Below are 25,711 nucleotides of genomic sequence, written 5' to 3' on the forward strand. Positions count from 1 at the left end.
CAACGCTGCGCAACGTGTGTTACCACACGATGGCACAGTCAAACCGCGAAATTGGGCGTATCGGCCAGCGGAGTTCGGCGCTCAGGCGGTGCGTTCGCCGAGTTGGGTCTCCAGCTGTTCGTGCACGGCGCGTAACCCGCCGACACCCAGGTCTTTCAGCGAACTCACGTGCTTGCGCCGCGGGCTCAGGGGAACCTCGACCTCATTGGGTACCACCAGCACCGGGCATCCCGCCGTCTCGGCGGACAGCGTTCCCGTCACCGAGTCCTCGACCGCCAGGCACTCTCGGGTGTCGAACCCGAGCAGTTCGGCCGCCCGCATGTAGATATCGGGGGCCGGTTTGCCGTGCGGAACTTCGTCGCCACACACCGTGACCGTAAAGAACTGGCGGCCAATGCTGTTCAACGCCTTCTCGGCCAGGTCGCGATAGGTGTTGGTCACCAAGGCCATCGGCACGTCGGCAGCCCGCAGTTCCTCGAGCAGCTCGCGGGCACCGTCGCGCCACGGCAGGCCGGAGGCGAACAGCTCACCGGTGTAGTTGAACAGCCAGTCCATGGATTCCGTCATGGCGGCCGGGTCGGGCTCGAGTCCCAGATCGTCGTAGACGATGCGGATGACGCCCGCTCCGGAACCACCGATGGTCGACTCGCGCACCTCGGGGGTCAGCACCCCGCCCATCCGCTCGTAGAGCGCGTGCATCGAGATGTCCCAGAGCTTTTCGGAGTCGACCAGTGTGCCATCCATGTCCCAGAGCACTGCACGCATGGCCACCATTGTTTCATTGCCGGACCGGTGACGACCGTGGTGTCATCGCCGTTCCGGTGACCGGGGCCACAGGCAACATCGTCACGCGCGTTCGTCGACCATCTGATCACGTTGGGCGCCAACGACATCCGTCCTCCCTCCGGCAACCCGGCCGGGGCCGCGCCTCCGGATTTGTGACAGGTCTCACCGGCAGCCGTGCGAACCGGATCGAGTGTCACTCCAAGGCGGGATCCGGTCGAATTTCCCGCCCTGGTGTGACACTCGATTGCGATCAGTCCTCCGGGTTGTAGCCGAGATTGGGCGCGAGCCAGCGCTCGGCTTCGGTCAGCGTCCAGCCCTTGCGCTTGGCATAGTCGGCCACCTGGTCCTGCGCCAACCGGCCCACCACGAAGTACTGCGACTGCGGATGCGAGAAGTACCAGCCGCTGACGGCAGCACCAGGCCACATCGCCATCGACTCGGTCAGCTCGATACCGGTGCGCTCCTTGACGTCCATCAACTCCCAGAGCGTCGTCTTCTCGGTGTGCTCCGGGCAGGCCGGGTAACCCGGCGCTGGGCGGATTCCCCGGTATTTCTCATCGATCAGCGCCTGGTTGTCCAGCTGCTCGTCGGGCTGATACCCCCAGAACTCCTTGCGGACCCGTTGGTGCATCCGTTCGGCGAACGCCTCGGCCAGCCGGTCGGCGAGCGACTCCAGCAGGATCGCGTTGTAGTCGTCGTTGTCCGCCTTGAACTCGGCGATCTTCTCACCGCTGCCGAGCCCCGTGGTGACGGCGAACGCGCCGACGTAGTCGGCCAGACCCGTGTCCTTGGGCGCGATGAAATCACCCAGTGACCGGTTCGGGATGCCGTCGCGGTGCTCGCCCTGCTGGCGCAGGTTGTGCAGCGTGGTCAGCACCTCGGTGCGGGTCTCGTCGGTGTAGACCTCGACATCGTCGCCGACCGCGTTGGCGGGGAAGAATCCGATCACCCCGTTGGCGGTCAGCCACTTCTCCTTGATCAGGGTGTCGAGCATCTCCTGGGCGTCGTCGTACAGCTTGCGGGCGGCCTCGCCCGAGACCGGGTTGTTGAGGATGTCCGGGAAGCGGCCTTTCATCTCCCAGGCGTTGAAGAACGGCTGCCAGTCGATGAACTCGCGCAGCTCGGCGAGGTCGTAGTCGGAGAACTCCCGCACGCCGAGGCCTTGGGCGGGCACCGGCGGGGTGTAGCCGTCCCACTCGATCGGCGTGCGGTTGGCGCGGGCCTTCTCCAACGTCAGCATCGGCCGCTCGTTCTTCTGGGCGTGCCGTTCGCGCAGGGCCGCGTAATCCTTCTCGGTGGCCTCCAGCAGGGCCGGCCGCTGCTTGTCGTCGAGCAGTGCGGCGGCCACCGGCACCGAACGGGAGGCGTCCTTGACCCAGACCACCGGACCAGACCGACGCGGCGACACCTTCACCGCGGTGTGGGCGCGCGAGGTGGTGGCGCCACCGATCAGCAGCGGGATCTGCAGCCCCTCGCGTTCCATCTCGACGGCGAAGTTGACCATCTCGTCCAGCGACGGGGTGATCAGGCCGGACAGCCCGATGATGTCAGCGTTGTGCTCCTTGGCCGCGTCCAGGATCTTGCTCGCGGGCACCATCACACCGAGGTCGATCACTTCGTAGTTGTTGCACTGCAGGACAACCCCGACGATGTTCTTGCCGATGTCGTGGACGTCGCCCTTGACGGTCGCCATGATGATGGTGCCGTTGGTGTCCTTGGAGTCGGCTGTGCCGTTCTCCGCCTTCTCGGCTTCGATGAACGGCAGCAGGTACGCGACGGCCTTCTTCATCACCCGGGCAGACTTCACGACCTGCGGCAGGAACATCTTGCCCGAACCGAACAGGTCGCCGACGACGTTCATCCCGTCCATCAGCGGGCCCTCGATCACCTCGATCGGGCGGCCGCCGGCGCCCTCGATCTCGGCCCGCAGTTCCTCGGTGTCGTCATCGACGTGCGCGTCGATGCCCTTGACCAGCGCGTGCGTGATCCGTTCGCGGACCGGCAGGCTGCGCCATTCCTGGACAACCGCGTCGTCGGCCTTGTCCTTGCTGTTGAACCGCTCCGCGATCTCCAGGAGCCGCTCGGCGGCGTCCTCGCGACGGTTCAGGACGACGTCCTCGATGCGGTCGCGCAGCTCGGGGTCGATCGAGTCGTACGGCACCAGCGCACCCGCGTTGACGATGCCCATGTCCAGGCCGGCCTTGATGGCGTGGAACAGGAACACCGCGTGCATGGCCTCGCGGACCGGGTTGTTGCCGCGGAACGAGAACGACACGTTCGAGATGCCACCGGAGATGTGCACTCCCGGCAGGTTCTCCTTGATCCAGGCGCACGCCTCGATGAAGTCGATCCCGTACGTCGCGTGCTCCTCGATGCCGGTGGCCAGCGCGAAGCAGTTCGGGTCGAAGATGATGTCCTCGGGCGGGAAGCCGACCTCTTCGGTCAGGATCCGATAGGCCCGCCCGCAGATCTCCTTGCGGCGCTCCAGGTTGTCGGCCTGGCCCTGCTCGTCGAAGGCCATCACCACGACGGCGGCGCCGTACTTGCGGCACAGCCGGGCCTCGCGGATGAACTTCTCCTCGCCCTCCTTCATGGAGATCGAGTTGACGATCGGCTTGCCCTGCACGTTCTTCAGGCCCGCCTCGATGACCTCCCATTTGGAGGAGTCGATCATCACCGGGACACGGCTGATGTCCGGTTCGGCCGCGATCAGCTTGGTGAACCGGTCCATCGCGGCGACGCCGTCGATCATGCCTTCGTCCATGTTGATGTCGATGACCTGCGCACCGACCTCCACCTGCTGCAACGCGACCGACAGCGCGGTGTCGTAGTCCTCGGCCTTGATCAGGTTGCGGAACCGGGCGGAGCCGGTGATGTTGGTGCGCTCACCGATGTTGACGAACAGCGAGTCGTCGGTGATGTTGAGCGGCTCCAGACCGGAGAGCCGGGTGGCCACGGGGATCTCCGGCAGCTCGCGAGGCGGTTTGCCGTCGACGACCTTGGCGATCTCGGCGATGTGCGGCGGCGCCGTGCCGCAGCACCCGCCGACCAGGTTCACCAGGCCGGCCTCGGCGAACTCGGCGATATAGCCGGCCTGAGCCTCCGGGGACTCGTCGTACTCGCCGAAGGCGTTGGGCAGCCCGGCGTTCGGGTAGCAGGAGACGAATGTGTCGGCGATCCGCGCCACTTCGGCGATGTAAGGCCTCATCTCCGGCGCGCCCAGGGCGCAGTTGAGGCCCACGGCGAGCGGCCTGGCATGCCTGATCGCGTTCCAGAATGCCTCGGTGACCTGACCGGACAGCGTCCGGCCGGACGCGTCGGTGATGGTGCCCGAGATGATCAGCGGCCAGCGGCGGCCGCGCTGCTCGAACAGCGTCTCGATGGCGAACACCGCCGCCTTGGCGTTCAGCGAGTCGAAGATCGTCTCGATGATGAGCAGGTCGGCACCACCGTCGACCAGGCCGTTGGCCGCTTCCAGGTAGGCGGCGACCAGCTGGTCGTAGGAGACGTTGCGGGCTCCGGGGTCGTTGACGTCCGGTGAGATCGACGCGGTCCGTGTCGTCGGTCCGATGGCGCCGGCGACGTAGCGGGGTTTGTCCGGGGTGCTGAATTCGTCGGCCGCCGCCCGTGCCAGGGCGGCGCCGGCGTAGTTCAGCTCGTAGGCCAGCTCGTGCATGTCGTAATCCGACAGCGAGACCGCATTCGCGTTGAACGTGTTGGTCTCGAGGATGTCCGCGCCCGCTTCGAGGTACTCGCGGTGGATTCCCTCGATGATCTGCGGCTGCGTCAGGTTGAGCAGGTCGTTGTTGCCCTGCAGGGCGGTCGGCCACTCGGTGAACCGCTCGCCGCGGTAGCCGGCCTCATCCGGGCGGTCCCGCTGGATCGCCGTGCCCATCGCGCCGTCGATCACCATGATTCGCTCGCGCAGCGCGGCCGTCAGCTCCACCGTGCAGTCCGGGCGGATGTTCGGCACAAAGGTGTCTGACACAGAGGTGTCCGACTTGACGGCGTTCACGTGCGCACTCCTTCCGTAGCGGAAGGCGTCCTTGACTCTGCCGAGCGTGGCGGATACCAGGGGGGACCTGGAACCGTTGCAACGCCTCTCGACCTCGATGAGTCTACGACGTCACCCGTTCGACGTCTGGACGCCCAGCTCATCGCTGCGATGGACCCCGGCGGCGACGTCGTCGCCACCCTGGTTAACCAGATTGCAGCTGAACGTATTTCGCCGCACCGTCACCCACACGCTGGGACAACATGTCCAGCAGGTCGGTGCCGTAGCGGATCTTGTCAGATGCAGGCACCCGCTCAGAATAATCGCTCGATGGTGCACACCTGCGTCGCGCCTGGTGGCCCTTCCGTGCGTCGCAGGCCTTACGCTGAATTGGTGACACCCGCGGATCCGCGCAGAACCGATCTGCCCAAACTGCACAACACCATCGTGGTGGCTGCCTTCGAGGGCTGGAATGACGCTGGCGACGCGGCCAGTGACGCGCTGGAACACCTGGACGCCATCTGGGAAGCGGAGACCATCGTCGAGATCGACGACGAGTCGTACTACGACTACCAGGTGAATCGGCCGGTGATCCGGCAGATCGACGGCGTCACGCGCGAACTCGCCTGGCCGTCCATGCGGATTTCGCACTGCCGCCCGCCCGGCAGCGACCGCGACATCGTGCTGATGCACGGTGTGGAGCCGAACATGCGCTGGCGGACGTTCTGTGCCGAACTGCTGGCCATCGCCGACAAGCTGAATGTCGACACCGTCGTCATCCTGGGCGCGTTACTGGCCGACACGCCGCACACGCGCCCGGTTCCGGTCTCGGGCGCGGCGTACTCCCCCGAATCAGCGAAGTTCTTCGGTCTCGAGGAGACCCGCTACGAAGGGCCGACCGGAATCGCCGGCGTCTTCCAGGACGCGTGCGTGACGGCGGGGATCCCGGCGGTGACGTTCTGGGCGGCGGTGCCGCACTACGTGTCCCAACCACCCAACCCGAAGGCCACCGTCGCGCTGCTGCGCCGCGTCGAGGACGTGCTGGACATCGAGGTGCCCCTGGCAGACTTGCCGACGCAGGCTGAGGAGTGGGAAGAGGCGGTCACGGAGATGACCGCCGAGGACGAAGAGATCGCCGAGTACGTCGCCTCCCTCGAGCAGCGCGGCGACGCCGAGGTGGACATGAACGAAGTGATCGGCAAGATCGACGGTGACGCGCTGGCCGCGGAGTTCGAGCGCTACCTGCGCAGACGCGGGCCCGGCTTCCGGGGCTAGCTCACCTTTTCCGGCTTGGGCGCCTGCCAGGTGCCGTTGAGCGCGTCCGGTTTGGGCCAGTACAACCGCAGCACGAGTCGGAACGGCCCCTCCGGCGCAGGCAGCCAATTGGCCTCCCGCTCCCGGCCGGGCGATTCGTGCTGCAGGTACAGCGTGTATCCACCGTCGGGGTCGGCGACCAGACTGGGCAGCGTCTGCGAGTTCACCAGGAACCGCTGGATCGGGTTGTCCACCAGCAGGCTCTGCGGCAGTTGGTACATGGTCAGCGACCAGAACGCGTTGACCGGCGGCAGCTGATTGGGGGCGAATCGGTAGGTGTAGCGGTCGGCACCGGTCAGGGGCGCGCCGGTGGCGTCGACGTCGGTGGTCGGGTAGATCGCCTCGTCCTTGGAATTGCCGTAGATGCCGAAGGCGGCCCCGGCCATCCGGTAGAGGTAGTTGTCCCCGATCTGCTCCGGGCTGCCGAACAGGTCGGCCGAACTCAGCTTGCCGGTCTCGACCTGCTCCTTTTGCAGAGTCTGCAGCTCCGACCAGGCGTCGGCCATGCCGCCCTCGACAGCCGCGCGCAATTCCGGTGTCAGCTTGTCGGCGGCGAAGTCGCCGTCCGGTCCGATGCCGAGGCTGGCGAACCGGCTGAGCATGTCCTCCTCGCCGGGTCGCCCCGAGGCGAACTGCATCGCGAAATCCAGGATCTCGAAGAACTGCGGTGAGGTCTTCTGCTGTTCGGGACTCAGCGGGGGCACGAAGTCGATGGGCGGCGCCGGTGTGGGCGGCGGCTGGTCCAGGTAGGCCGACAGCGGCTCGACCAGATAGCCGGCTTGGATCTTCTCCACCTCGGCGAGATCCGACGGCCCGAACAGCTGGGTGCGGTAGATGACGCCGGCCAGCTCGGTGTCGGAGCGGATCACCTCGTTGATGCCTTCGGGGGTGTCGCCCTGCCAGTTGGGGCCGGCCAGCAGGTACTTGCCGCCGCCGTTGCCGGTGGTGCGGCTGCCGACATAGGCGATGTTGTAGGTGTAGCCGTCGATGAACTGCAGCGAGTAGTAGCGGTCCTGGGCGATCGGCGGCACGGTCAGCACCAGGGGTTCCGTGCGCAGGTCGGCGCCGAGCATCGAGTACGGCGTGTCGGAGTTGGGGGTCTGGATCGCCTTGTCCTCGGGGGTGAAGACGCGGGCCGTGCTGTGGATCTGGTTCCAGACGCCCTTGTACTCGGGGTCCTGCTCGTCGACGAAGTAGGAGTACTGGATGCGGTAGTTGTCGACGATCGGGAACCCGTAGATGTACGCCTCTTTGGCGATCGCGCGGGCGTCGCTGGGGCTGATCGATGTCGGCGGCGGTGGCGACGGCGGCGCTGTGGAGGTCCGGTCGGTGGTGCTTTCGGTGGCGCAGCCCGCGAGCAGCAGTACGACGGCGCAGAGCGCGAGCCAGATCCTCATTCAAGCAGCGTGGCACGCGAACGAGCGCGCGTTCTTGTACGGCGTCCCCGGCGTGTCGCCGTACAGACGCGCGCGCTCGCGCTTGGGGGGTGGTGGGTGTTCAGCGGGGTGTTCAGAGTTTGATGCCGAGCAGGGCGTCGACGGCGGTGGCGACCAGCCGTGGCGCCTCCGCGTCGTGCCCGCCGTACTGCAGCGCGTCGGTGCTCCAACCATCGAGGGCGGCAAGCGCTTTCGGGGTGTCGAGATCGTCGGCGAGGTAGCGGCGCACGCGGGCGATCACGTCCGAGGCGTCCGGCCCTGCGGGCAGTGCGGTGGCCTCACGCCACCGGGCCAGCCTGGCCTGCGCCTCGGCGAGCACCTCGGGGCTCCAGAACCGGTCCTCCCGGTAGTGACCGGCGAACAGGCCCAGGCGAATGGCCCCGGGATCCACCCCGTCGGCGCGCAACCGGGACACCAGCACCAGATTGCCGCGGCTCTTGGACATCTTGTGTCCGTCCCAGCCGATCATGCCGGCATGCACGTAGTGCCGGGCGAAGCGCCGCTCCCCCGTCACCGATTCGGCGTGCGCGGCCGAGAACTCGTGATGCGGGAACATCAGGTCGCTGCCACCGCCCTGGACGTCGAGGCCGGAACCTATGCGGCTCAACGCGATTGCCGCGCACTCGATGTGCCAGCCCGGCCGGCCCGGCCCGAACGGCGACGGCCACGCCGGCTCACCGGCGCGTTCGGCGCGCCACATCAGCGCATCCAGCGGATCGGCCTTGCCCGGGCGGTCGGGGTCACCACCACGTTCGGTGAACAACGTCAGCATGGTGTCGCGGTCATACCCCGACTCGTAGCCGAATTGCTCGGTGGCATCGGCGTGGAAGTACACGTCGGGGTAGGTCGGGTCGTCGACCACATAGGCCGCACCCGAGGCCAGCATCTTCTCCACGAGCTCGATGACCTCGGCGATGGCCTCGGTGGCCGCGATGTAGTCCCGGGGCGGCAGGACCCGCAGCGCGGCCATATCGTCTCGGAACAACTGGGTTTCGCGGTCGCCGAGCTCGCGCCAGCCGATCCCGTCCCGGTCCGCCCGCTCGAACAGCGGGTCGTCGATGTCGGTGATGTTCTGCACGTAGTGCACCCCGTGGCCGGCGTCGAGCCACAACCGGTGCACCAGATCGAAGGTCAGGTAGGTCGCGGCGTGACCGAGATGGGTGGCGTCATAAGGGGTGATGCCGCACACGTACATCGTTGCCGTCTCGCCGGGCGACACCGGGCGCACCTGCCGGTCGGCGGTGTCGAAAAGCCGTAGACCCGGACCCCGTCCAGGCAGTTCCGGAACCTCGCCGGCCGACCACGATCGCATAGCTCGACTCTAGGGGGTCGTCAGCCGGCCAACCGCATGGCACCCAGCAGCACGTCGGCGAGCTCGGGGCGGCAGAACAACAGATCGGGCAGGTACGGGTCGGGGCGGTTGTACAACATGGGTGACCCGTCGATGCGCGAGGCGTGCAGACCGGCCGCCAGCACCACGCCCGCGGGCGCGGCGGAATCCCATTCCCACTGGCCACCAGCGTGGATGTAGGCGTCGACGTCGCCGCGCACCACCGCCATCGCCTTGGCGCCGGCCGAACCGATCTGCACCATCTCGAAGTCCACCTGTTCGGCGATCCGGTACAGCACCCTCGGTGGACGACTGGCACTCGCGGTGATTCGAATGGGCCCGGAATGCGCCCGCGGCCCAGCGGCCACCGTGTCGGTGCGGTACACCTCGCCACGCGCGGGCAACGACACCGCCGCATCGGTGATCCGGCCGTCGGGGCCGCCGGTGCGCTGCCACAACGCCACGTGCACCGCCCAGTCCGCGCGGCCGGGCAGCGAATACTCCCGGGTGCCGTCGACGGGGTCGATGATCCACACCCGGTCGGCGCTCAAGCGGCGGCCGATATCGTCGTGAGCTTCCTCACTGAGCACCGCATCACCTGGCCGTTCGGCGCGCAACCGGCGCAGCAGCAGCTTGTTGGCGCGGCTGTCCCCTTCGTCGCCGAGCGACCACGGATAGTCGAAACCCACCTCGTCGCGCAGCGCCAGCAGGAGTTTGCCCGCGTCCTCGGCCAGATCGGCCGCCAGCGCTGCGTCGGTCTGAGGTGTCACCGTCCCAGTATCCGGGGCCTGGCGGCCGAAGGTCTGAGCGGGGCGGTCAGCGCAGGTAGATTGCGTGCTGACACGACGGTCGGCGTCGGGCCACTCAGCAGAACAGCGAGATCAGATGGTCGGGTTCGGATCGGGACCGTATCGAGTGTGGATTCCCGCGGCGGCGGTTGTAGCGGCCCTCGGGTCGCTGACCGGCTGCAGCACCGAGCCCGAGCCGCGTTCGCTGGTGGGCACCAGCTGGGAACTGGTGCAGATCGAGTCGATGAACGACGCCCAGGGCGTCACCCCGGTTCCCGACCAAGCAACATTCACGGTGGCCTTCGGCGAGGACGGCCGCGCGGCGTTCCAGCTCGACTGCAATTCCGGCAGCGGCACCTTCGAGGCGGCGCCCACCGGGGACGGCACCACCGGCTCGCTGACATTCGGCCCGATCGCGACAACGCTGATGGGCTGCCCCGCCCCGTCCCTGGACCAGGAGGTGTCCGCGGCCCTGCCGCATGTGCGTGGCTACATCTTCAAGGGTGAGCAATTGCACATGTCCCTGATGCTGGACGGGGGCATCCTCAGCTGGCGGCCGGTCTAGAACGCCGGCCAGGGAATGGGCCTGCGCCGGTCCGGGGTGGGCATGACCGGGTTGTCGAGCATCTCGCTGGCCCGCACTGCCAGTGCCACCACTTCCATCGGCGTGATGTGCTCGGCCAACTGCTCACCGAGGTCGCCGTCGAGCGCGTCGACCAGCCGCGACACCGACTCGCACGTGTCGTCCTCGATGGGCTTGCCTGCCCAGCCCCACAACACGGTGCGCAGCTTGTCGTCGACGTGCAGGCACAGCCCGTGGTCGACGCCGTAGACGCGGCCGTCGACGCCGTGCAGGATGTGCCCGCCCTTGCGGTCGGCGTTGTTGACCAGGACGTCGAACACCGCGACCAGTCGCAGCCGGGCGTCGTCGGCGTGGATCAGCAGCACCTCGTCGCCCGCGTAGTCCTGAGCGCGTAACACCGGCAGGTAACCGGGGGGCAGGTGCTCGACCGGGCACAGGTCCACCAGATCGAGGGTGGTGGGAGCCTCGGCGGCATCGGCGTCGCCGGGCTGGTCCACCCACAGCTGACACATTCCCGGGCCGGCCGGCCCCTCGCGAATGATGGTGTGCGGCACGATGTTCCAGCCCAAGAACGCGGACACCAGATAGGTGGCGCGCTCCCGGCCGGCCAGGGTGCCGTCCGGGAAATCCCAGAGCGGCTGCTCACCGGCGACGGGCTTGTACACACAATGGACGGCGGTGTCGCCGTCGAGGGAGGCTTCGCACAGGAAGGTGGCGTTGCTGGCGGAACGGATACGTCCCAGCACCGTCAGCTCACCCTGTTCGAGTAAACCTTCGGCGTCAGGGTGTGGGGTCATCGTCTGACCCGAACAGCTCCGCACGGCGGTATCCGTTGGTGCGCACGCAGATATGCCCCTCGGGATCCAGCGGTTCCTCGCACAGGGGGCAGGGCGGCCGTCCCGCGGAGATCACCCGGTTGGACCGGTTGGCGAACTGTCGCGCCGACTCGGGCGTGAGAAACACCCGCACCGCATCGGGGCCGTCCTCGGCATCGTCGAGCACCACGGAGGCATCGAACTCGGTGTCGGTGACCGCGAGCAGCTCGACCACCACGGTCTGCGCTTCGGAGTCCCAGCCCAGCCCCATGGTGCCGACCCGGAATTCCGCGTCGACGGGGGTGACAAGGGGGCTGAGGTCCTCCACAGCGGAGGTCTCAGGAGGAAGCGGAGTGCCGAACCGCCGGTTCACTTCGACCAGCAGCGCGCCGATGCGCTCAGCGAGCACCGCAACCTGCTGCTTCTCCAGCATGACGGACACGACCCGCGAGTCGTGCACGGCCTGCAGGTAGAACGTGCGGTTTCCGGGCTGCCCGACAGTCCCGGCGACGAAGCGGTCGGGTGTTCGGAAGACGTGAATTGCGCGCGCCATGACTCCTCCAAAATACCGGGTGAACGACGTCGGCAGTAATCGGGCGAAGCTCCCCTCACGGAGTTCAGTCGGTGGATCCGCCGACAACTGCGTCGGAGGAGTCGGTTTCGGTCTTCTCGGGCGGCGGGGCCGTGAGCACCGACGCCAGTCCGGCGCCGGTGTGGTTGACGTGAATCACGAACGGCCGCAGCGGGGTGTACCGGATGACGCTCATCGACGCCGGGTCGGCGGTGATGCGCTGGAAGCTGTCCAGGTGAGTGCCCAACGCATCGGCCAACACACTCTTGATGACGTCGCCGTGGGTGCAGGCCACCCACAGGGTGTCACCACCGTGTTCCTCGGCGAGCCGCTTGTCGTGTTCACGCACCGCGGCCACGGCGCGAGCCTGCACCTGCGCCAGGCCTTCGCCGTCGGGAAACACTGCCGCACTGGGCTGTTGCTGCACCACCGCCCACAGGGGTTCCTTGACCAGCTCGCCGATCTTGCGGCCGGTCCACGCGCCGTAGTCCACTTCGGCGAGCCGATCCTCGACCACCGGCTCCAGACCCAGTTTGGCGGCCAGCGGCTCAAGCGTTCGCTCACAGCGCAACAGCGGACTTCGCACCAGCGCCTTGATCGGCAGGTCGCCCACCCGCTCCACCACACCGCTGGCTTGTTCGCGGCCTTTGTCGTCGAGGTCGACGCCGGCGGATCGGCCCGCCAGCGTGTGCGCGGTGTTCGACGTGGAACGCCCGTGGCGCAACAAGATCACCGTCATGTGGCTGCCACCACACCGGTGCCGAGCAGGATCAGCACCACCGCACCGAGCACCACGCGGTACCCGACGAACCAGTACATCCCGTGCTTGACCAAGAACTTGAGGAACCAGGCGATGGCCGCGTAGCCCACGACGAAGGCGATCAGGATCGACACCAGCAGCTGGGCGCCGCTGGCGCTCATACCGCTGGTGACCGGCGCGAACGCGTCGGGCAGCGAGAACAGGCCGGAGGCCAGCACCGCGGGGATCGCCAGATAGAAGCCGAATCGGGCGGCCAGCTCACGCTCCATGCCGAGGAACAGCCCGGCGCTGATGGTCGCGCCGGAACGCGACACGCCGGGCACCAGCGCCAGGCACTGCGCGAAGCCGACGATAACGGCGTCGCGCCAGGTGAGTTGCTCCACCTTGCGAGTCTGCCTGCCCACGTATTCGGCGGCCGCGATGACGAACGCGAAGACGATGAGTGCTCCTGCGACGAGCCAGAGATTGCGCGCGCCGCTGCGGATCTGGTCTTTGAACAACAGGCCCAGCACACAGATCGGGATGGTGCCGATGATCACCCACCAGCCCAGCCAGTAGTCGGCGTTGCGGCGGGCTGCGTCACGCAGACCGGCAAACCAGGCCACCAGGATGCGGCCGATGTCCTTGGCGAAATAGACGAGCACCGCGGCTTCGGTGCCCAGCTGCGTCACGGCCGTGAACGACGCTCCGGCGTCGTCGTCGAAGAACACCCGCGACACGATGGCCAGGTGTCCCGATGAGGACACCGGAAGGAACTCGGTGAGTCCCTGAACGATGGCCAGAACGATTACCTGCAGCCACGACATCGCCGAAACTGCACTGTCCAACGCTTGGGCTCCTCCCCGTCGGCTACCTCACGCCGAACTGCTGCACCGACCGTACCGTGGGCAGCGTCTGGGCGCCGAGCCGTGTCAGCGTGGAACCGGTTGCGCGGCGGACACCGCATCGCGCACGGCGGCAGCAATGCTGCGCTCATCGGTGACATCGATGTCCACCAGCCCCCTGCTGGCGGTCGCCACCACGTCCTCGGCGTGCGGCACCGGGCCGGACAGCCGGGGGCGGTACACCTCGACGACGAGCATCTGCCGCTCTACGTGGAACGAGAAACTGCGGCCGTCGCCGACTTCACCGAACCCACTGGCATGGATCCCCGGGGTGATGTCTTCGAAGAAGAAACCACCTCTGACGTCTCTCTCGGGGGCCAAAGTCATGGATTGACCATACCGTCAATACGCAACTGTGCGTAGCGTTTCCTAGAATTACTCGTCCAGGAGAAGTTCATCAGCACGCGCGAGAGTTACCCGTAGGCCATTTCATTGAAACGTATTAGAACCCTGTCTGTCGCTTTACGGCTAGCGATGCTGACGATGTTCGCTTTTGCGACCGTGTCGTGTTCGTCGAACCCCGTCGACACTGCGCCACCGACAATCGAGCCGGCCCGTCCGGCCGCCTCTCCCCCCGCCGCCGTACCGCCGGCCGGCACCGTCCGGCCCCTGCCGGGCCTGCCCACGGCGGCCGTCTTCGACAGCGGCGTCTCCGCTCTGGTGGTGCTGACCTCGACTGACGCGGCCAGTGCGCTGACCGTGCTGGGGGCGTCGTCTCGCACCGTGGCACTGCCGGCGCGCGCAACCGCCCTGACCACCGATGACGACGGCACGGCATACGTGTCCACCCGCGGCGGTTATCTGCGTGTCGATCTGGCAACCGGTACCTCGGAACGCGTCGACGTGAGCGACTCGCCCGAGGTGGACTTCACCGCCATCGCGCTGCGGCAGAACGGCGGGGTGGTGCTGGGCAGCGCCGACGGCGCGGTCTTCTTGCTGGCGCCCGACGGCGCACCCACCGTGGAGCACCGTGTGGAGATCTTCGCCCGGGTGGACTCGCTGGCCACCGTCGGTGACACCACGGTGGTGCTCGACCGCGGGCAGACCTCGGTGACCAGTGTCGACACCGAAGGCCGGGCGCAGCAGGCGCTGCGGGCCGGCGACGGCGCCACCACCATCGCCGCGGACCCGGAGGGCCGGCTGCTGGTGACCGACACCCGCGGTGACGAGTTGCTGGTCTTCGGGGTGGACCCGCTGATCATGCGCCAGCGGTACCCGGTGCCGGCCGCCCCGTACGGCCTGACCGGATCTTCGGACCTGGCTTGGGTGTCACAGACCGCGACGAACCTCGTCGTTGGATACGATCTGGCGACTGGAATACCTGTGGAGAAGGTGCGTTACCCAACTGTGCAGCAACCCGACTTCTTGGCTTTCGACGACACCACCGGCACCCTGTTCGTGGTGTCGGGCTCGGGTGCCGGGGTCCAGGCGATCGAATCTGCGGCAGGTGCGCCGTGACGGCCGCGCGGCGCGGCCGGATGCCGATCGGCTGGGATGTGGACCTGTCCGACGACTACGAGTGGGTGCCGCTGCGGCTGCCACCGGACGTCACCCGGCTCACCGCGTCCACCCGGTTGTCCATCGAAGCCGAATACCGCGGCTGGGAACTGACCAAAGTCCGGCTGTACACCGACGGCACCCGACGAGTGTTGTTGCGGCGCAAGAAGTCCCGCGTGCAGAACCCCAACGCCGACGATCTGCCGGAGCTGTAGTGCTGTACGGCGCGCTGCGCCGGGCGATGTTCGTACTGCCGCCCGAGCGCATTCACACGATCGCCTTCGCCGCGCTGCGCGGCGCCACCGCCCCGGCCCCGGTGCGACGGCGACTGCAGCGCGCGCTGTCGCCGGCCGACCCGGTGCTGGCCAGCACCGTCTTCGGGGTGCACTTCCCCGGGCCGCTGGGGCTGGCCGCCGGTTTCGACAAAGACGGCCACGGCCTGAACACCTGGGGGGCGCTGGGTTTCGGGTACGCCGAGATCGGCACCGTCACCGCCCACCCGCAGCCGGGTAATCCGAAACCGCGGCTGTTCCGCCTGCCCGATGACCGTGGCCTGCTCAACCGCATGGGCTTCAACAACCATGGCGCGGCGGCATTGGCGGCCCAGCTGGTGCGACACCGCTCCGAGGTGCCGATCGGGGTCAACATCGGCAAGACCAAAGCCACTCCCGCCGAGGCCGCTGAAAGCGATTACCGCACCAGCGCACGGCTTTTGGCACCGCTGACCGACTATCTGGTGGTCAACGTCAGCTCACCGAACACCCCGGGCCTGCGTGATCTGCAAGCCGTGACATCGCTACGGCCGATTCTGGCCGGAGTGCTGCAGGAGGCAGGCGACACACCGGTGCTGGTCAAGATCGCGCCGGATCTGGCCGACAGCGATGTCGACGAGGTGGCCGACCTGGCAGTCGAACTGGGCCTGGCCGGGATCGTGGCCACCAACACCACCATCTCGCGCGACGGCCTGCTCACCGCCGGAGTGCCGGAGCTCGGCGCCGGTGGCGTGTCGGGGGCGCCGGTGGCGCGCCGCTCACTGGAGGTGCTCCGGCGCCTCTACGGCCGGGTGGGCGGACAGCTGGTGCTGATCAGCGTGGGCGGCATCGAGACCGCGGATGACGCCTGGGAACGCATCGTGTCGGGCGCCTCGCTGCTGCAGGGCTACACGGGCTTCATCTACGGCGGCGGCTTGTGGGCCAAACACATTCACGACGGCCTGGCATCCCGCCTGCGTGCCGGCGGTTTCGCCGCGCTGTCCGACGCGGTGGGCTCGGCCACGCGGTAATGCGCGGGCCCCCGGTGACCCCGAACACCACCGGGCCATGGTTATGGTGGCTAACCATGGATGTCTCGCTTCTCGCCTTCGAATGGACGGACACCAGTAGGCATTGGCTCATCGAGGTTCCCATCAGAATCGTCGCCTACCTGGTGGTCGCCCTCGTCATCCGGCTCATCCTGCACCGCATGATCGACCGCGCGACCACCGCACGGGCTCGCAGGGAACGCGACGAGAGTGCGGACAAGTCGTCGAGAACGCCTCCCCTGGTGCGCTATCTGCGGGACCGCGTACCGTCCTCGGCCACGAGTGAGCAGGTACTGCTGCGCCGCCAGCAGCGGGCCCAGACCATCGGCTCGGTGCTGAAGTCCACCGTCTCGATCGTCCTGCTGGTCTGGGTGGTGCTGGCTCTGCTCAACGTGGTGGGGGTGAACATCGCCCCGTTCATCGCCTCGGCCGGCGTGGTGGGACTCGCCATCGGCTTTGGCGCCCAGAACCTGGTCCGCGATTTTGTCACCGGCGTGTTCATGCTCCTGGAAGACCAGTACGGCGTCGGCGACACCGTGGATCTCGGTGACGCGGTGGGCGAAGTGGAGAGCGTGGGTCTGCGGGTGACCACACTCCGCGATATCGACGGCACGCTCTGGTACGTCCGCAACGGCGAGATCGCCCGCGTGGGCAACATGAGCCAGGAGTACGCCGTCGCGCGTATCGAGGTCCCCGTGGCGTTGACCGCCGACGTCGAGCGCGCCGAACAGGTCGCCATCGCGGCGGCCGAAGAAGCCGTGGCCGACCCGTCGATGGCCACCAAGGTGATCGGCGAACCCCAGATGCTGGGCGTGCAGGAGCTCTCACCCGACCTGATCAAATTGCGAATGACGGTGAAGGTCCGGCCGAATGCGCAGTGGTCGGTACAACGAGGACTCCGGCGCGCCATCCTGCGCGCCTACGACGAGCACGGAATCGACCTGCCGTATCCGACGGGCCGCGCCGCCGCCGTCGGCGAGTAGCCACAGCGCGGTCGACGATCAGAGCGCCTTCACCCAGAACGGCCAGCGTGGGTCGGACATCTTCATCCGCGCCCGCATCAGTTTCCACAGGCCGTACTTGTGGTAGTCGAAATCCCAGGTGGTGTTGAGCTGCTGGTTGACCACGGCCCACAGACCCCACTTGGTGTCGGCCAGCGCGCAGCAGACCTGCACCCGCGCACAGGTGGCGAAATCGGTGCGGCCGTAGAAGTCTTCGACGAGCTCGAGCATCTGCTCCTCGCCGTAGAACATCTCCACGATCAGCAGCGCCAGTTCGTAGGCGCGTTCGTTGTTGGAAGCGAACTCGTAGTCCACCATGCGCATCGGCTTGCCGTCGGCCACCAGGAAGTTGCCCGGCATCGGATCATTGTGGCAGGCAACCAGATCGAGGCCGGAGGCCAGTAACGCCGATTTGGCCTGCTGGTACTCCCCCAGGATCAGGCCGGCATCGACGGGCAGTCGCACCCCGATCTCCTGCGCCTGGCTCAGGTGCTCCTCGATCATGTCGAACATGGTCTTGGTGCCGCTGAGCAGTCCCCCGTCGTGGAGGGTGCGGTAGATGCCGATGATCTCTCGCGGCACCTCGGGGCGCTTGAAATCGCCGTTGGTGCAGGCCCGGTAGCCCTCCAGGAACTCGATCACCTCGACACCCGTGGCGGGATCGAAGTGCACCATTTCCGCCCCGATCCCGCGTTCACCGGCCCGGCGGGCCGCCTCGTTGGCCAGGCTGCGGTCGATGAAGGCGTCACTGCCGTCGCCGGGGATCTTGAGGAAGTACCGGGTGTCCAGACCCTCGACGGTGATGCGCCAGTTGCTGTTCTGCAGGCCACCCAGAACCGGTGCGTAGGACACCGTGCGGCCCCGCCACCGTTCGATCTGGACGAGCACGTCTTCGACGCGGCGTTCGGCGGCGGTGCGCGCAGACCCGATCGCCTTGTCACCGGCGCTGCCCGGACGATCGTCGGTCACGGTCACAGGCTCTCCAATCGATCGTGAAAGTGCACGTCGGCCAACCCGGCGCGGGCGCGCAGGAACTGCCAGTCCGACAGCTTGGAGTACTCCAGCGTTCCCGGCCGGGCCGCGTCGGAGTAGGCGCCGATCAGACCCCATCGCACGCAGTCGGCGATCCCGTACACCCGGGCCCGGTCGAACAGGCTCTGATCGAAGGAGCCCCAGGCCATCTCGAACGCAACCCGGGCCTGGGAGTCGAACGGCCGCACCTCGGCCAGGAGCACGCCGATGTCCTGCAGCGGATCCATCACCGCTGCCACATCCCAGTCCACCAGCAACGTCCGGCCGTCCTCGACCAGCAAGACGTTCGACACGTTGCCGTCACCGTGCGCGGGCACGGTATCGAAACCCGTTGCCAGGATCCGTTTCTCGGCCATGTCGACCATCCGCAACATCCAGTCGAAATCTCTCGGGAGCTGCACGTCGTTGGCGGTGATCAGTGCGGTCAGGGTCCGAATGTCGTCGAACACCGTTGCGGTGCGGGTGATCTCGGTGAGCTGACGCACCTGCGCACGAACGTCGATGAGTTTCTGCAGTGCCTCGTCGTCGTCGAATTTGTCCAGGGTGGCGGTGGCGGCGGTGTCGACGAAGTTCTCCATCACCAGCACGCCGGCGTCGGCATCGGCCGCCAACACCGTGGGCGCGACCCCGAGCTCCCCGGCCGCCCTGGCAGCGGCAAAAGCATGCGGCACGTCGACATACGCGCCGGCATGGCCGATCATCTTCTTGACGAAAAGCGTTGTCTCGCTGCCCCGGACATCGAGGCATTCGGAGTCCGCACCCCACCAGCTGGGGCTGGCCATCGAGGGTGTGGGGTCCGCGGTCACCTCGTCATCCAGCGGCAGCCCGAGCCGGCTCAACTGGGCGGTGATGCTCATGACGGAACTCCTTCGGCGGCGAGTTGTGGCCAGCTGAGGTCGAAACCGCGGGCTCCCTCGAGCCATTTCGTCAAGCGCAGCACATCGCGGTCGGCGAAGCGCGGACCGATCACCTGGATTCCGACCGGCATACCGTCGACGAAACCGAAACAGACCGAGGAGGCCGGGGCGCCCGTCTGGTTGAACCACGCGGTGAAACCGCAGTGTGCCAGCGGCGCCGACTCGTCGGCACCACATTCCCCGGCGCCGAAACCGACCATCGGGATCACCGGGGCGATCACGAAGTCGAACGCGGCGCAGGCGGTACGCATGGTTTCGGCGGAGCGGGCGACGGCCTCGCTGTCGCGGGTGAAGTCGGCCGCGGAATAGCCCGCTGCCGGCGCGCACCACTGCCGGATCACCGGATGCACGTCGTCGCGGCGTTGCGCGGGGATGGCCTGCAGTTCGGCGACGGCGCGGACCTGGAACACCCGGTCCAGCGCCGGATAAGGATCGGTGGCAAACACCGGGGCCATCGGCGTGACCATCGCGCCGCCACCGGTCAAAGCGGCGGCGGCAGCACTGACCACCGCGGCCACGTCCGCGTCGGCAGCGAAACCCGGTGACAGTTCGGTGAGCACACCGATGCGTAGCCCGTTCGGCGACAGCGGTTCTCGTAGCGCTGAGCCCTCCTCGGGGGCCAGGCTCCAGATATCGCGCGCGTCGGGCCGGCTGAGGATCTCGTAGAGGGCGAGCACGTCGTCGACGGTGCGGGCCATCGGTCCGGCCGAGCGCATGGTGGACGGCGCCAGGTGCGGGATGCGGCCCTGGGTGGGTTTGAGCGCCACCACGCCGCAGTGTCCGGCCGGCAGTCGCACCGAGCCGGCGATATCGGAACCCACGGACCCGAAGGCGATTCCGGCGGCCAGGCTGGCACCGGCCCCGGAACTGGAGCCGCCGGTGCTGCGGACCAGATTCCACGGGTTGCGGGTGATGCCGTACAGCGAGCTGACCCCGGCGGCCATCATGCCGAAGTCTGGCATCGTCGTCTTGCCGATGATCACCGCGCCGGCCTCTTTGAGCCGGGCGGCCGGCGGGGCGTCGACGCTGGAAGGCGCAAGGTCGCGGTTGGCGGCGCAGCCGTGCCGCCACGGCATCCCCGTGGCGTGGACGCTGTCTTTGATGGTGACCGGCACGCCGTCCAGCGCGCCGAGCGGTGCATGATCTGCCCAGCGCTTCGTCGAGTCTTCGGCCGCGGCACGGGCACCCGCGGCATCGAGATGGGCCAGCGCGTTGATGGCGGGGTTGCGCTCGTCGACACGGTTCAGGGTGTGCTCGAGCACCGCCGCCGGGGTGGCCTCGCCGGTACGGTAAGCCGTCGTGAGAGCGGTGATGTCGCCGTCGAGCAGGTGATTCACGCGTGCGCCGCCTCGTCGAGGGCACCGGTCAGCATCCGCGCCGTGGTGGCGGTCAACACCGTCACCCCCGCCAGCATCTGTGCGTCGGTGGTGAATTCGTGTTCGTTGTGCGAGATCCCGTCGACACTGGGTACGAACAGCATCACCGTCGGCACCACATCGGTCAGGTTCACCGAATCGTGCCCGGCCATCGTGGGCAGCGTCCGCCAGCGCAGCCCGAGGTCCTCGGCCACCGCACCCGCCAGTGCCACACCGGATTCCGGATAGGCCTTGGACTGCCGCAGCGTGGCAGATTCGACGCTGACCGTCACCTCGCCGATCGCGGCGAAGGCCGCCATCAGGCCGGCGTGCGCCTTCTCCAGCACGTCGATGTCCAGGGCGCGCATATCGGCGGCCAGTCGCACGCGGGACGGCACCACCACCGGCGAGTTGGGCTCGACGGTGAACTGCCCGACCGAACCCAGAAGCGCACCGTCGCCGAATTCGGCGTTGAACTCGTCGGCCACCTCCCGCACTGCCAGCACCACTTTGGCGGCGCCCACCAGGGCGTCCCGCCGGTACCGCATGTGGGTGGCCCCGGTGTGGGACTGCTCCCCGTCGACGGTGATGACGTACTTGTAGGCGGCCCAGTTACGGGTGACGAGGCCGATGTCGAACCCCTCGTCGACGAGGGTCCGGCCCTGTTCGATGTGGATCTCGGCGAACGCCTGCGCCCGGGGTGCGGTGTCGGATCCGTGAAACCCGATGTCCTGCAGGGCTTCCCGCACCGTGATGCCGTCCGGTGCGGCGGTGTCGAGTACCGCCTCGGCGTCGAACTTGCCGATGTAGACGCCGCTGCCCATCAGGCTGGGCGAGAATCTGGAGCCCTCCTCGTTGAACCAGTTGACCGCCGCGATGTTGAGCCGCGTGCCCACCGGCGGATCGGCCTGCAAACGGGCCGCCGCGTACGCCGCCGCCAGCACACCGTAGGCCCCGTCGAAACGCCCGGACGTGGGTTGGCTGTCCAGGTGCGACCCGATGAGCACGTAGTCGGCGTCCGAGGTGAACTCCGCACAGCCGTACATGTTGCCCACCGCATCCACCAGGCATGTCAGCCCGTGCGTGTCGAACCAGGCGCGCAACCATTCGCGGGCCAGGCCGTCGGCGGCGGTGGCCGCCTCCCGGTGGACCCCACCTGCGGGGGTGGCCCCGATTGCCGACAGTTCGGCGAAATCGCGCAGGAATGCCTCATCGCTGAGATCGCTCACGCGCTGCCCTCCACGGCGGCGGTGCGGACCTTGTCTTCGAGAGATTCGTCAGGTGCGGGGTCGGCGTCCTTGACCGCGGTCCTGGCCACGTCGAACATGGCTGCCACCCGCGCCTTCTCCTCGTCATCGGATTTGATGAACCACGCCGCGGCCAGGAACACCACCAGGTTCACTCCGATGCCGACGATGCCGCCGGTGAGGCTGCCGAGTGCCCGGATGTCGTCGGGGTAGATCCACGTCAGCACCATGGCGACCAGGAAGCCCGAGACCATGCCCGCGATGGCGCCCTGCTTGTTGCCACCCTTCCAGAAGATGCCCAGGAACAGCGGCACCGCCAGCTGCACGATGCCCTGGTAGGAGATCTGGGCCAGCAGCTGCAGCCGCTCCATGTTGAAGGTCACGTACGCCACCACACCAGCGGCGGCCATGAAACCCATCATCGAGGTCTTGGCGACGTAGGTCAGTTGCTTGTCCGACAGCGGACGCTTGGCGGTGTTGACCAGATCGTTGGCAATCTGCAGGCCGCAGACCTGCACACTGCCGTCGATGTGTCCCATGGAGGCGGCGAACACGATCGTCACGCCCAGACCGAGCAGCCAGGTGCCACCGTAGTCGCTCATGATGGTGAACCAGCCCATCTGCGGGGCCTCGACCACATCGGGCATCACGGTGGCGGCGATACCCACCAACATCAACAACGTGTAGAACACACCCGAGATCAGCACCGTGCACAAAGTCCCGGACTTGACCGACCGCACGCTGGAGGCGGTGTAGATCCGCTGGAAGCTGGTGGGCCAGCACAGTGACCCGATGACACCGGTGAAGATCAGGGCGAAGATGTAGAGCGGCCCGTAGGCGCCCCCGTCACCCGGCAGTGCCAGGTATTCGTCAGCCACGTCACCCAGAGCAGCGAAGCTGATGGGGCCGCCGGCGACACCGGAGAGCAGCACCAGGCACACGATCGCGGAGAAGACATACGCCACGGTGCCCTGGAACGCGTCGGTCATGATCAGTCCGCGCATCCCCATCCGCACGGTCCAGTACTGGCGAATGATGATCACCGCCAGACCGACGATCAAACAGGTGGTGACGCCCCACGCGCCCGCGCTGGCGAGTTCGAACACCGAACCCAGCGCCTGCATGCCGAGCACCACCCACGGGAACAGGGACACGATGCCGATGAGGCTGGAGATCACTCGCACCGCAGGCGAATTGAAGCGTTTACCCAGCAGATCGGGCTGCGAACGCAAGTCGTACTTCTTGCCCCAGCGCCAGGCCCTGGTGGCCATGAAGTACATCATGGCGACCCCCAGCGAGGAATAGGCCAGCCCGTACAGGCCGAAAACACCTGCGCCGGCGGCCAGTCCGAAGAACGCGATGAAGGTCGAACCGGGCCACCAGGAGTTGACATAGCTCATCGCCACATACCAGGGCCCGTAGCTGCGGCCGCCGACGGCGTACTCGTCGAAGCTGGGCGCGGTCTTCTGCTGGGTGACGTAGAGGATTCCGACGACGATGGCGTAGAAGACCGCCAGCATGCTGAGCATGATCCACATATCAGCCTCCGAGGCTTTCGTTTCCAGGTTCGGTCGAGTCGCGTTCGGTGGAGTCGTCGTCGAGCTCGCCGCGAATGTCTTCGACGACGTAGAACGCCGTCAGGGTGAGGCCCAGAACCAGGGCGTTGATGATCCAGTACATGATGGCGAACGGGACGCCGAGGACGCTGGCACGAATTCCGCTGCCCCACAGATACAGTGGCGGGAACAGCGCGAACAGCAATGCCACTGCGTAGAGCGTGCCGAAGAAACCGACGATGGTCCGGCGTGGCAATCCTTTGATGAAGCTGGTCATACCCGAACTCCTTGTTCGAAAGCCGGTGCCACCCAGGGCAACAGCTGGTTGTGAATTCGCCCGTTGCTGGCCACCCCGTGACCGGCGTCGAAGACGTCGCGGCCGTCGAGACTGGTGAAGCGGCCGCCGGCCTCGGCGAGGATCACCGGCATGGGCGCCAGGTCGAAGGCGCGGGCGGTGTAGTCGACCACCGCGTCGGCGTGGCCGCAGGCCACCATCGCATAGCCGAAGGCGTCTCCCCACGTGCGCAAGACCACATTCTGGCTGTGCAGGTCGGAGATCACCGAAGGATCCCAGTCCTCCAGCCAGGTGGCCATCACGTAGGCCCCGTCGAGGCTGGGGCGGTCGGACACGCTGACACGCGTACCGTTGCGCCAGCAACCCTTGCCTTTCTCGGCGTGGACCTGGATGCCGGCGCTGGGCAGGTTGATGATCCCGAAGACGATCTCGTCGCCCTCCTGCAGCGCGATCAGGTTGGCGTACAGCGGCACCCCCCGGACAAACGACTTGGTGCCGTCGATCGGGTCGATGATCCAACGAAATCCGCTGCTGCCGCGGGTCTCCGGGAACTCCTCGCCGGTGAAGGAGTCCTCGGCGAACTCCGCGCTGACGGCCTCGCGAAGCCGCAACTCGATCTTCCGGTCGGCCTCGGTCACCGGCGATCCGTCGTCCTTGAGATCGACGTCGAGGTCCTGGGCCTCGAAGTAGCGGCGCGAGATCTCCCCGGCCTCGGCAGCCATGCGGAAGCCGAGTTGAATGCGGCGCTGACGCTGTTCGGTCACCCCATGACTGTCGGGTTAGACCATTTCTGGTTCGGTGAGGCGGGCGTTAAGCGCGTGTAAACAGCGGCTGTGAGCGGTTCCGTGGGTGTGCGGCCGACGCCCGGCGCCGATAGCGTGCAGTCATGCTCGCGGTCATGCACGCACACCAGGCGCTGCAGCGGCTGGCCGACGAACTGGCCGGCCGCGGCGAGGCGCGGATGCCTGCCGAGCGGGTGCTGGCCGAACGGCTGGGCACCTCACGCACCACGGTGCGCAAGGCGCTGGAAGCGCTGGAGCAGGACGGGACGATCCGCCGGGTGAAAGGCCGCGCCGGCGGCGCCTACCTGACCGCGGTGGCCGCCCCGGAGGCCTCGGTGCAGGCGTCGCAGCCGTATTGCCGCAGCCGCGGTGTGCTGCGCAGCCTGAACACCGTCAAGGGCATTCCGGAGATCTTGGCGGAGCAGGGTTTTCGTGACGGCACGACGGTGATCCGGGCGGGGTTGGTGCTGCCGCCCCCGAAGGTGGCCGGCGCCCTGCAGTTGACGGCCGAGCAGTCGGTGGTGTCGCTGCTGCGGCTGCGGCACGCCGACGGCGAAACCCTGTCGTTGGAACAGATGTACCTGCGGCCTGAGCTGGCCGCGGTGCTCCGTACCGAGATGACGTCGATGTACCGGACGCTGTGGAACCGGCTGGGCGTGCGGATCGCCGTCGTCGACGAAAGGATCGAGATCGCGTCGCTGTCGGCGGCCGAGGGGGCGCTGTTGGGACAGCCCACCGGCACGCCGGTGCTGCAGCTCGAGCGCGTCGGCTATGACCAGAACAACCGCGCCGTCGAGTACTCCGTCGACCTGTTCCGCGCCGACCGGACGCGGCTGCTGGTGCGATCGGAGTCCCCGCTGTCCGACGGTATGGAAGTGACGGCCGGACGCGTGGAGCGCCTGGCCTGACGTACCCGCGTCAGTTCTGTTCGTAGGTCCCGTGAATCAAGGCGCGGGCGATCGCGTTACCGAAGAGGTTGAAGCCCAGGAACGCCGGTGTCGCGTCCTCGGTGACATCGAGCTTCTCCACCTGCAGCGCGTGCACGGCCACGATGTAGCGGTGCGGGCCGTGCCCGGCCGGCGGGGCGGCGCCGACGAAACGGTGCAGGCCGGCATCGTTGCGCAGGGTGATCGCATCACCGGGCAGTGAACTGCCGTCGCCCACACCCGCGGGCAGTTCGGTGACGGTGCCCGGCAGGTTGGCCACCGCCCAGTGCCAGAAGCCCGAGCCGGTGGGGGCGTCTGGGTCGTAGACGGTGACGGCGAAGCTGCGGGTCTCTTCGGGGTAGCCCGACCAGCTCAGCTGCGGCGACTGATCTTCACCACCGGCGCCCATGAGTCCGCTGACCTGAGCGTTGCCCCAGGGCTGCCCGTCGGTGAAGGAGTCCGAGGTCAGTGTGAAGCTCGGCAGCTTGGGCAGGAACTCGTAGGGGTTGTACGGAAAAGCCATGAAACACAGATCCTTTCAA

General features: G+C 67.4%; 25 protein-coding genes. 7 read left to right on the forward strand and 18 right to left on the reverse strand.

What is annotated here, in order from left to right; genetic code table 11:
• Positions 1–81: 81 nt before the first annotated feature.
• Together AC3A6P_RS26150 and metH are read right to left on the reverse strand one after the other, a co-directional pair.
• Positions 82–765: an HAD family hydrolase gene (locus AC3A6P_RS26150; RefSeq protein WP_487694937.1), complete on the reverse strand. Its 684-nt coding sequence runs from the start codon at positions 763–765 to the stop codon at positions 82–84.
• A gap of 271 nt (positions 766–1,036) precedes the next feature.
• Positions 1,037–4,801 carry a methionine synthase gene (metH, locus tag AC3A6P_RS26155; RefSeq protein WP_487694938.1) on the reverse strand — a complete coding sequence of 1,255 codons (3,765 nt, stop codon included), beginning with the start codon at positions 4,799–4,801 and terminating at the stop codon, positions 1,037–1,039.
• Between the two features lie 309 nt (positions 4,802–5,110).
• On the opposite strand from metH, the gene AC3A6P_RS26160 reads away from it, so the two are divergent.
• Positions 5,111–6,055, forward strand: a complete 945-nt coding sequence (locus tag AC3A6P_RS26160) for a PAC2 family protein (RefSeq protein ID WP_487694940.1) — start codon at positions 5,111–5,113, stop codon at positions 6,053–6,055.
• On the opposite strand, the gene AC3A6P_RS26165 is transcribed toward AC3A6P_RS26160, so the two are convergent.
• From AC3A6P_RS26165 to AC3A6P_RS26175, 3 genes are all read right to left on the reverse strand, one after another.
• Complete coding sequence (locus AC3A6P_RS26165) at positions 6,052–7,491, reverse strand: DUF1254 domain-containing protein (protein ID WP_487694941.1); 1,440 nt, start codon at positions 7,489–7,491, stop codon at positions 6,052–6,054. The genes AC3A6P_RS26160 and AC3A6P_RS26165 overlap by 4 nt on opposite strands.
• 112 nt (positions 7,492–7,603) lie before the next feature.
• Positions 7,604–8,842 (reverse strand): cysteine--1-D-myo-inosityl 2-amino-2-deoxy-alpha-D-glucopyranoside ligase, encoded by a 1,239-nt coding sequence (gene mshC, locus AC3A6P_RS26170; RefSeq protein ID WP_487694942.1) that lies wholly within the window; start codon positions 8,840–8,842, stop codon positions 7,604–7,606.
• A gap of 20 nt (positions 8,843–8,862) precedes the next feature.
• The gene (locus tag AC3A6P_RS26175) at positions 8,863–9,630 is read right to left on the reverse strand and encodes a 3'(2'),5'-bisphosphate nucleotidase CysQ (protein WP_487694944.1); all 768 of its coding nucleotides are present in this window, start codon (positions 9,628–9,630) and stop codon (positions 8,863–8,865) included.
• A 115-nt stretch (positions 9,631–9,745) separates the two neighbouring features.
• Here AC3A6P_RS26175 and AC3A6P_RS26180 point away from each other — a divergent pair, with 115 nt between their 5' ends.
• Entirely contained in the window at positions 9,746–10,213 is a 468-nt protein-coding gene (locus AC3A6P_RS26180) for an META domain-containing protein (RefSeq protein WP_487694945.1), read from the forward strand.
• Here the strand turns inward: AC3A6P_RS26180 and AC3A6P_RS26185 are convergent.
• The 5 genes from AC3A6P_RS26185 to AC3A6P_RS26205 all read right to left on the reverse strand — a co-directional run bounded on the left by AC3A6P_RS26185 (position 10,210) and on the right by AC3A6P_RS26205 (position 13,588).
• On the reverse strand, positions 10,210–11,028 hold the full coding sequence (locus AC3A6P_RS26185; RefSeq protein ID WP_487694946.1) for an SCO1664 family protein: 819 nt from the start codon (positions 11,026–11,028) through the stop codon (positions 10,210–10,212). The genes AC3A6P_RS26180 and AC3A6P_RS26185 overlap by 4 nt on opposite strands.
• Complete coding sequence (locus AC3A6P_RS26190) at positions 11,012–11,599, reverse strand: DUF3090 domain-containing protein (protein ID WP_487694947.1); 588 nt, start codon at positions 11,597–11,599, stop codon at positions 11,012–11,014. Before AC3A6P_RS26190 ends, AC3A6P_RS26185 begins: the two co-directional genes overlap by 17 nt.
• A 64-nt stretch (positions 11,600–11,663) precedes the next feature.
• Positions 11,664–12,356, reverse strand: a complete 693-nt coding sequence (locus AC3A6P_RS26195; RefSeq protein WP_487694949.1) for a histidine phosphatase family protein — start codon at positions 12,354–12,356, stop codon at positions 11,664–11,666.
• A complete protein-coding gene (locus tag AC3A6P_RS26200) occupies positions 12,353–13,183 on the reverse strand; it encodes an undecaprenyl-diphosphate phosphatase (RefSeq protein WP_487694990.1) in 831 nt (276 codons plus the stop codon). Before AC3A6P_RS26200 ends, AC3A6P_RS26195 begins: the two co-directional genes overlap by 4 nt.
• A gap of 105 nt (positions 13,184–13,288) precedes the next feature.
• Entirely contained in the window at positions 13,289–13,588 is a 300-nt protein-coding gene (locus AC3A6P_RS26205) for a hypothetical protein (protein WP_487694950.1), read from the reverse strand.
• Positions 13,589–13,744: 156 nt separating this feature from the next.
• Here AC3A6P_RS26205 and AC3A6P_RS26210 point away from each other — a divergent pair, with 156 nt between their 5' ends.
• Genes AC3A6P_RS26210 through AC3A6P_RS26225 form a run of 4 tightly spaced genes read left to right on the forward strand, consistent with a single transcriptional unit; the run spans position 13,745 to position 17,041 of the window.
• Positions 13,745–14,719 carry a YncE family protein gene (locus AC3A6P_RS26210; protein ID WP_487694951.1) on the forward strand — a complete coding sequence of 325 codons (975 nt, stop codon included), beginning with the start codon at positions 13,745–13,747 and terminating at the stop codon, positions 14,717–14,719.
• On the forward strand, positions 14,716–14,973 hold the full coding sequence (locus AC3A6P_RS26215; protein ID WP_487694953.1) for a DUF5703 family protein: 258 nt from the start codon (positions 14,716–14,718) through the stop codon (positions 14,971–14,973). The genes AC3A6P_RS26210 and AC3A6P_RS26215 overlap by 4 nt, the downstream gene beginning before the upstream one ends.
• Before the next feature lie 2 nt (positions 14,974–14,975).
• Complete coding sequence (locus tag AC3A6P_RS26220) at positions 14,976–16,040, forward strand: quinone-dependent dihydroorotate dehydrogenase (protein ID WP_487694991.1); 1,065 nt, start codon at positions 14,976–14,978, stop codon at positions 16,038–16,040.
• Positions 16,041–16,096: 56 nt separating this feature from the next.
• A complete protein-coding gene (locus AC3A6P_RS26225) occupies positions 16,097–17,041 on the forward strand; it encodes a mechanosensitive ion channel family protein (protein WP_487694954.1) in 945 nt (314 codons plus the stop codon).
• Between the two features lie 18 nt (positions 17,042–17,059).
• On the opposite strand, the gene AC3A6P_RS26230 is transcribed toward AC3A6P_RS26225, so the two are convergent.
• From AC3A6P_RS26230 to AC3A6P_RS26260, 7 genes are read right to left on the reverse strand one after another with little or no spacing between them, the layout of a single operon-like run.
• Positions 17,060–18,028: a phosphotransferase gene (locus AC3A6P_RS26230; RefSeq protein ID WP_487694956.1), complete on the reverse strand. Its 969-nt coding sequence runs from the start codon at positions 18,026–18,028 to the stop codon at positions 17,060–17,062.
• 2 nt (positions 18,029–18,030) lie between these two features.
• Positions 18,031–18,948: a phosphotransferase gene (locus AC3A6P_RS26235; protein WP_487694957.1), complete on the reverse strand. Its 918-nt coding sequence runs from the start codon at positions 18,946–18,948 to the stop codon at positions 18,031–18,033.
• The gene (locus AC3A6P_RS26240; protein ID WP_487694959.1) at positions 18,945–20,345 is read right to left on the reverse strand and encodes an amidase; all 1,401 of its coding nucleotides are present in this window, start codon (positions 20,343–20,345) and stop codon (positions 18,945–18,947) included. The genes AC3A6P_RS26235 and AC3A6P_RS26240 overlap by 4 nt, the downstream gene beginning before the upstream one ends.
• A complete protein-coding gene (locus AC3A6P_RS26245; RefSeq protein WP_487694960.1) occupies positions 20,342–21,592 on the reverse strand; it encodes a M20 family metallo-hydrolase in 1,251 nt (416 codons plus the stop codon). Before AC3A6P_RS26245 ends, AC3A6P_RS26240 begins: the two co-directional genes overlap by 4 nt.
• On the reverse strand, positions 21,589–23,148 hold the full coding sequence (locus AC3A6P_RS26250) for a sodium:solute symporter family protein (RefSeq protein WP_487694961.1): 1,560 nt from the start codon (positions 23,146–23,148) through the stop codon (positions 21,589–21,591). The genes AC3A6P_RS26245 and AC3A6P_RS26250 overlap by 4 nt, the downstream gene beginning before the upstream one ends.
• A 1-nt stretch (position 23,149) precedes the next feature.
• Positions 23,150–23,443 (reverse strand): hypothetical protein, encoded by a 294-nt coding sequence (locus AC3A6P_RS26255; protein ID WP_487694962.1) that lies wholly within the window; start codon positions 23,441–23,443, stop codon positions 23,150–23,152.
• Positions 23,440–24,225, reverse strand: coding sequence for an inositol monophosphatase family protein (locus tag AC3A6P_RS26260; protein ID WP_487694963.1), 786 nt, complete (start codon positions 24,223–24,225; stop codon positions 23,440–23,442). Before AC3A6P_RS26260 ends, AC3A6P_RS26255 begins: the two co-directional genes overlap by 4 nt.
• A gap of 122 nt (positions 24,226–24,347) precedes the next feature.
• Here AC3A6P_RS26260 and AC3A6P_RS26265 point away from each other — a divergent pair, with 122 nt between their 5' ends.
• Positions 24,348–25,151 carry a GntR family transcriptional regulator gene (locus AC3A6P_RS26265; RefSeq protein ID WP_487694965.1) on the forward strand — a complete coding sequence of 268 codons (804 nt, stop codon included), beginning with the start codon at positions 24,348–24,350 and terminating at the stop codon, positions 25,149–25,151.
• A 10-nt stretch (positions 25,152–25,161) separates the two neighbouring features.
• Here AC3A6P_RS26265 and AC3A6P_RS26270 read toward each other — a convergent pair whose 3' ends face one another.
• Positions 25,162–25,692, reverse strand: a complete 531-nt coding sequence (locus AC3A6P_RS26270) for a YbhB/YbcL family Raf kinase inhibitor-like protein (RefSeq protein WP_487694967.1) — start codon at positions 25,690–25,692, stop codon at positions 25,162–25,164.
• Between the last annotated feature and the right edge of the window lie 19 nt (positions 25,693–25,711).

This window comes from Mycobacterium sp. Soil_C_30 (assembly GCF_057656995.1).

Excerpts from the sequence above, each read along its gene's own strand:
- AC3A6P_RS26185 (WP_487694946.1), bottom strand. The coding sequence starts at position 11,028 with ATGACCCCACACCCTGACGCCGAAGGTTTACTCGAACAGGGTGAGCTG.
- AC3A6P_RS26205 (WP_487694950.1), bottom strand. The coding sequence starts at position 13,588 with ATGACTTTGGCCCCCGAGAGAGACGTCAGAGGTGGTTTCTTCTTCGAA.
- AC3A6P_RS26265 (WP_487694965.1), top strand. The coding sequence starts at position 24,348 with ATGCTCGCGGTCATGCACGCACACCAGGCGCTGCAGCGGCTGGCCGAC.
- AC3A6P_RS26195 (WP_487694949.1), bottom strand. The coding sequence starts at position 12,356 with ATGACGGTGATCTTGTTGCGCCACGGGCGTTCCACGTCGAACACCGCG.
- mshC (WP_487694942.1), bottom strand. The coding sequence starts at position 8,842 with ATGCGATCGTGGTCGGCCGGCGAGGTTCCGGAACTGCCTGGACGGGGT.
- AC3A6P_RS26235 (WP_487694957.1), bottom strand. The coding sequence starts at position 18,948 with ATGAGCATCACCGCCCAGTTGAGCCGGCTCGGGCTGCCGCTGGATGAC.
- AC3A6P_RS26200 (WP_487694990.1), bottom strand. The coding sequence starts at position 13,183 with ATGTCGTGGCTGCAGGTAATCGTTCTGGCCATCGTTCAGGGACTCACC.
- AC3A6P_RS26165 (WP_487694941.1), bottom strand. The coding sequence starts at position 7,491 with ATGAGGATCTGGCTCGCGCTCTGCGCCGTCGTACTGCTGCTCGCGGGC.
- AC3A6P_RS26190 (WP_487694947.1), bottom strand. The coding sequence starts at position 11,599 with ATGGCGCGCGCAATTCACGTCTTCCGAACACCCGACCGCTTCGTCGCC.
- AC3A6P_RS26150 (WP_487694937.1), bottom strand. The coding sequence starts at position 765 with ATGCGTGCAGTGCTCTGGGACATGGATGGCACACTGGTCGACTCCGAA.
- AC3A6P_RS26210 (WP_487694951.1), top strand. The coding sequence starts at position 13,745 with ATGTTCGCTTTTGCGACCGTGTCGTGTTCGTCGAACCCCGTCGACACT.
- AC3A6P_RS26250 (WP_487694961.1), bottom strand. The coding sequence starts at position 23,148 with ATGTGGATCATGCTCAGCATGCTGGCGGTCTTCTACGCCATCGTCGTC.
- AC3A6P_RS26225 (WP_487694954.1), top strand. The coding sequence starts at position 16,097 with ATGGATGTCTCGCTTCTCGCCTTCGAATGGACGGACACCAGTAGGCAT.
- AC3A6P_RS26160 (WP_487694940.1), top strand. The coding sequence starts at position 5,111 with ATGGTGCACACCTGCGTCGCGCCTGGTGGCCCTTCCGTGCGTCGCAGG.
- AC3A6P_RS26270 (WP_487694967.1), bottom strand. The coding sequence starts at position 25,692 with ATGGCTTTTCCGTACAACCCCTACGAGTTCCTGCCCAAGCTGCCGAGC.
- AC3A6P_RS26180 (WP_487694945.1), top strand. The coding sequence starts at position 9,746 with ATGGTCGGGTTCGGATCGGGACCGTATCGAGTGTGGATTCCCGCGGCG.
- AC3A6P_RS26255 (WP_487694962.1), bottom strand. The coding sequence starts at position 23,443 with ATGACCAGCTTCATCAAAGGATTGCCACGCCGGACCATCGTCGGTTTC.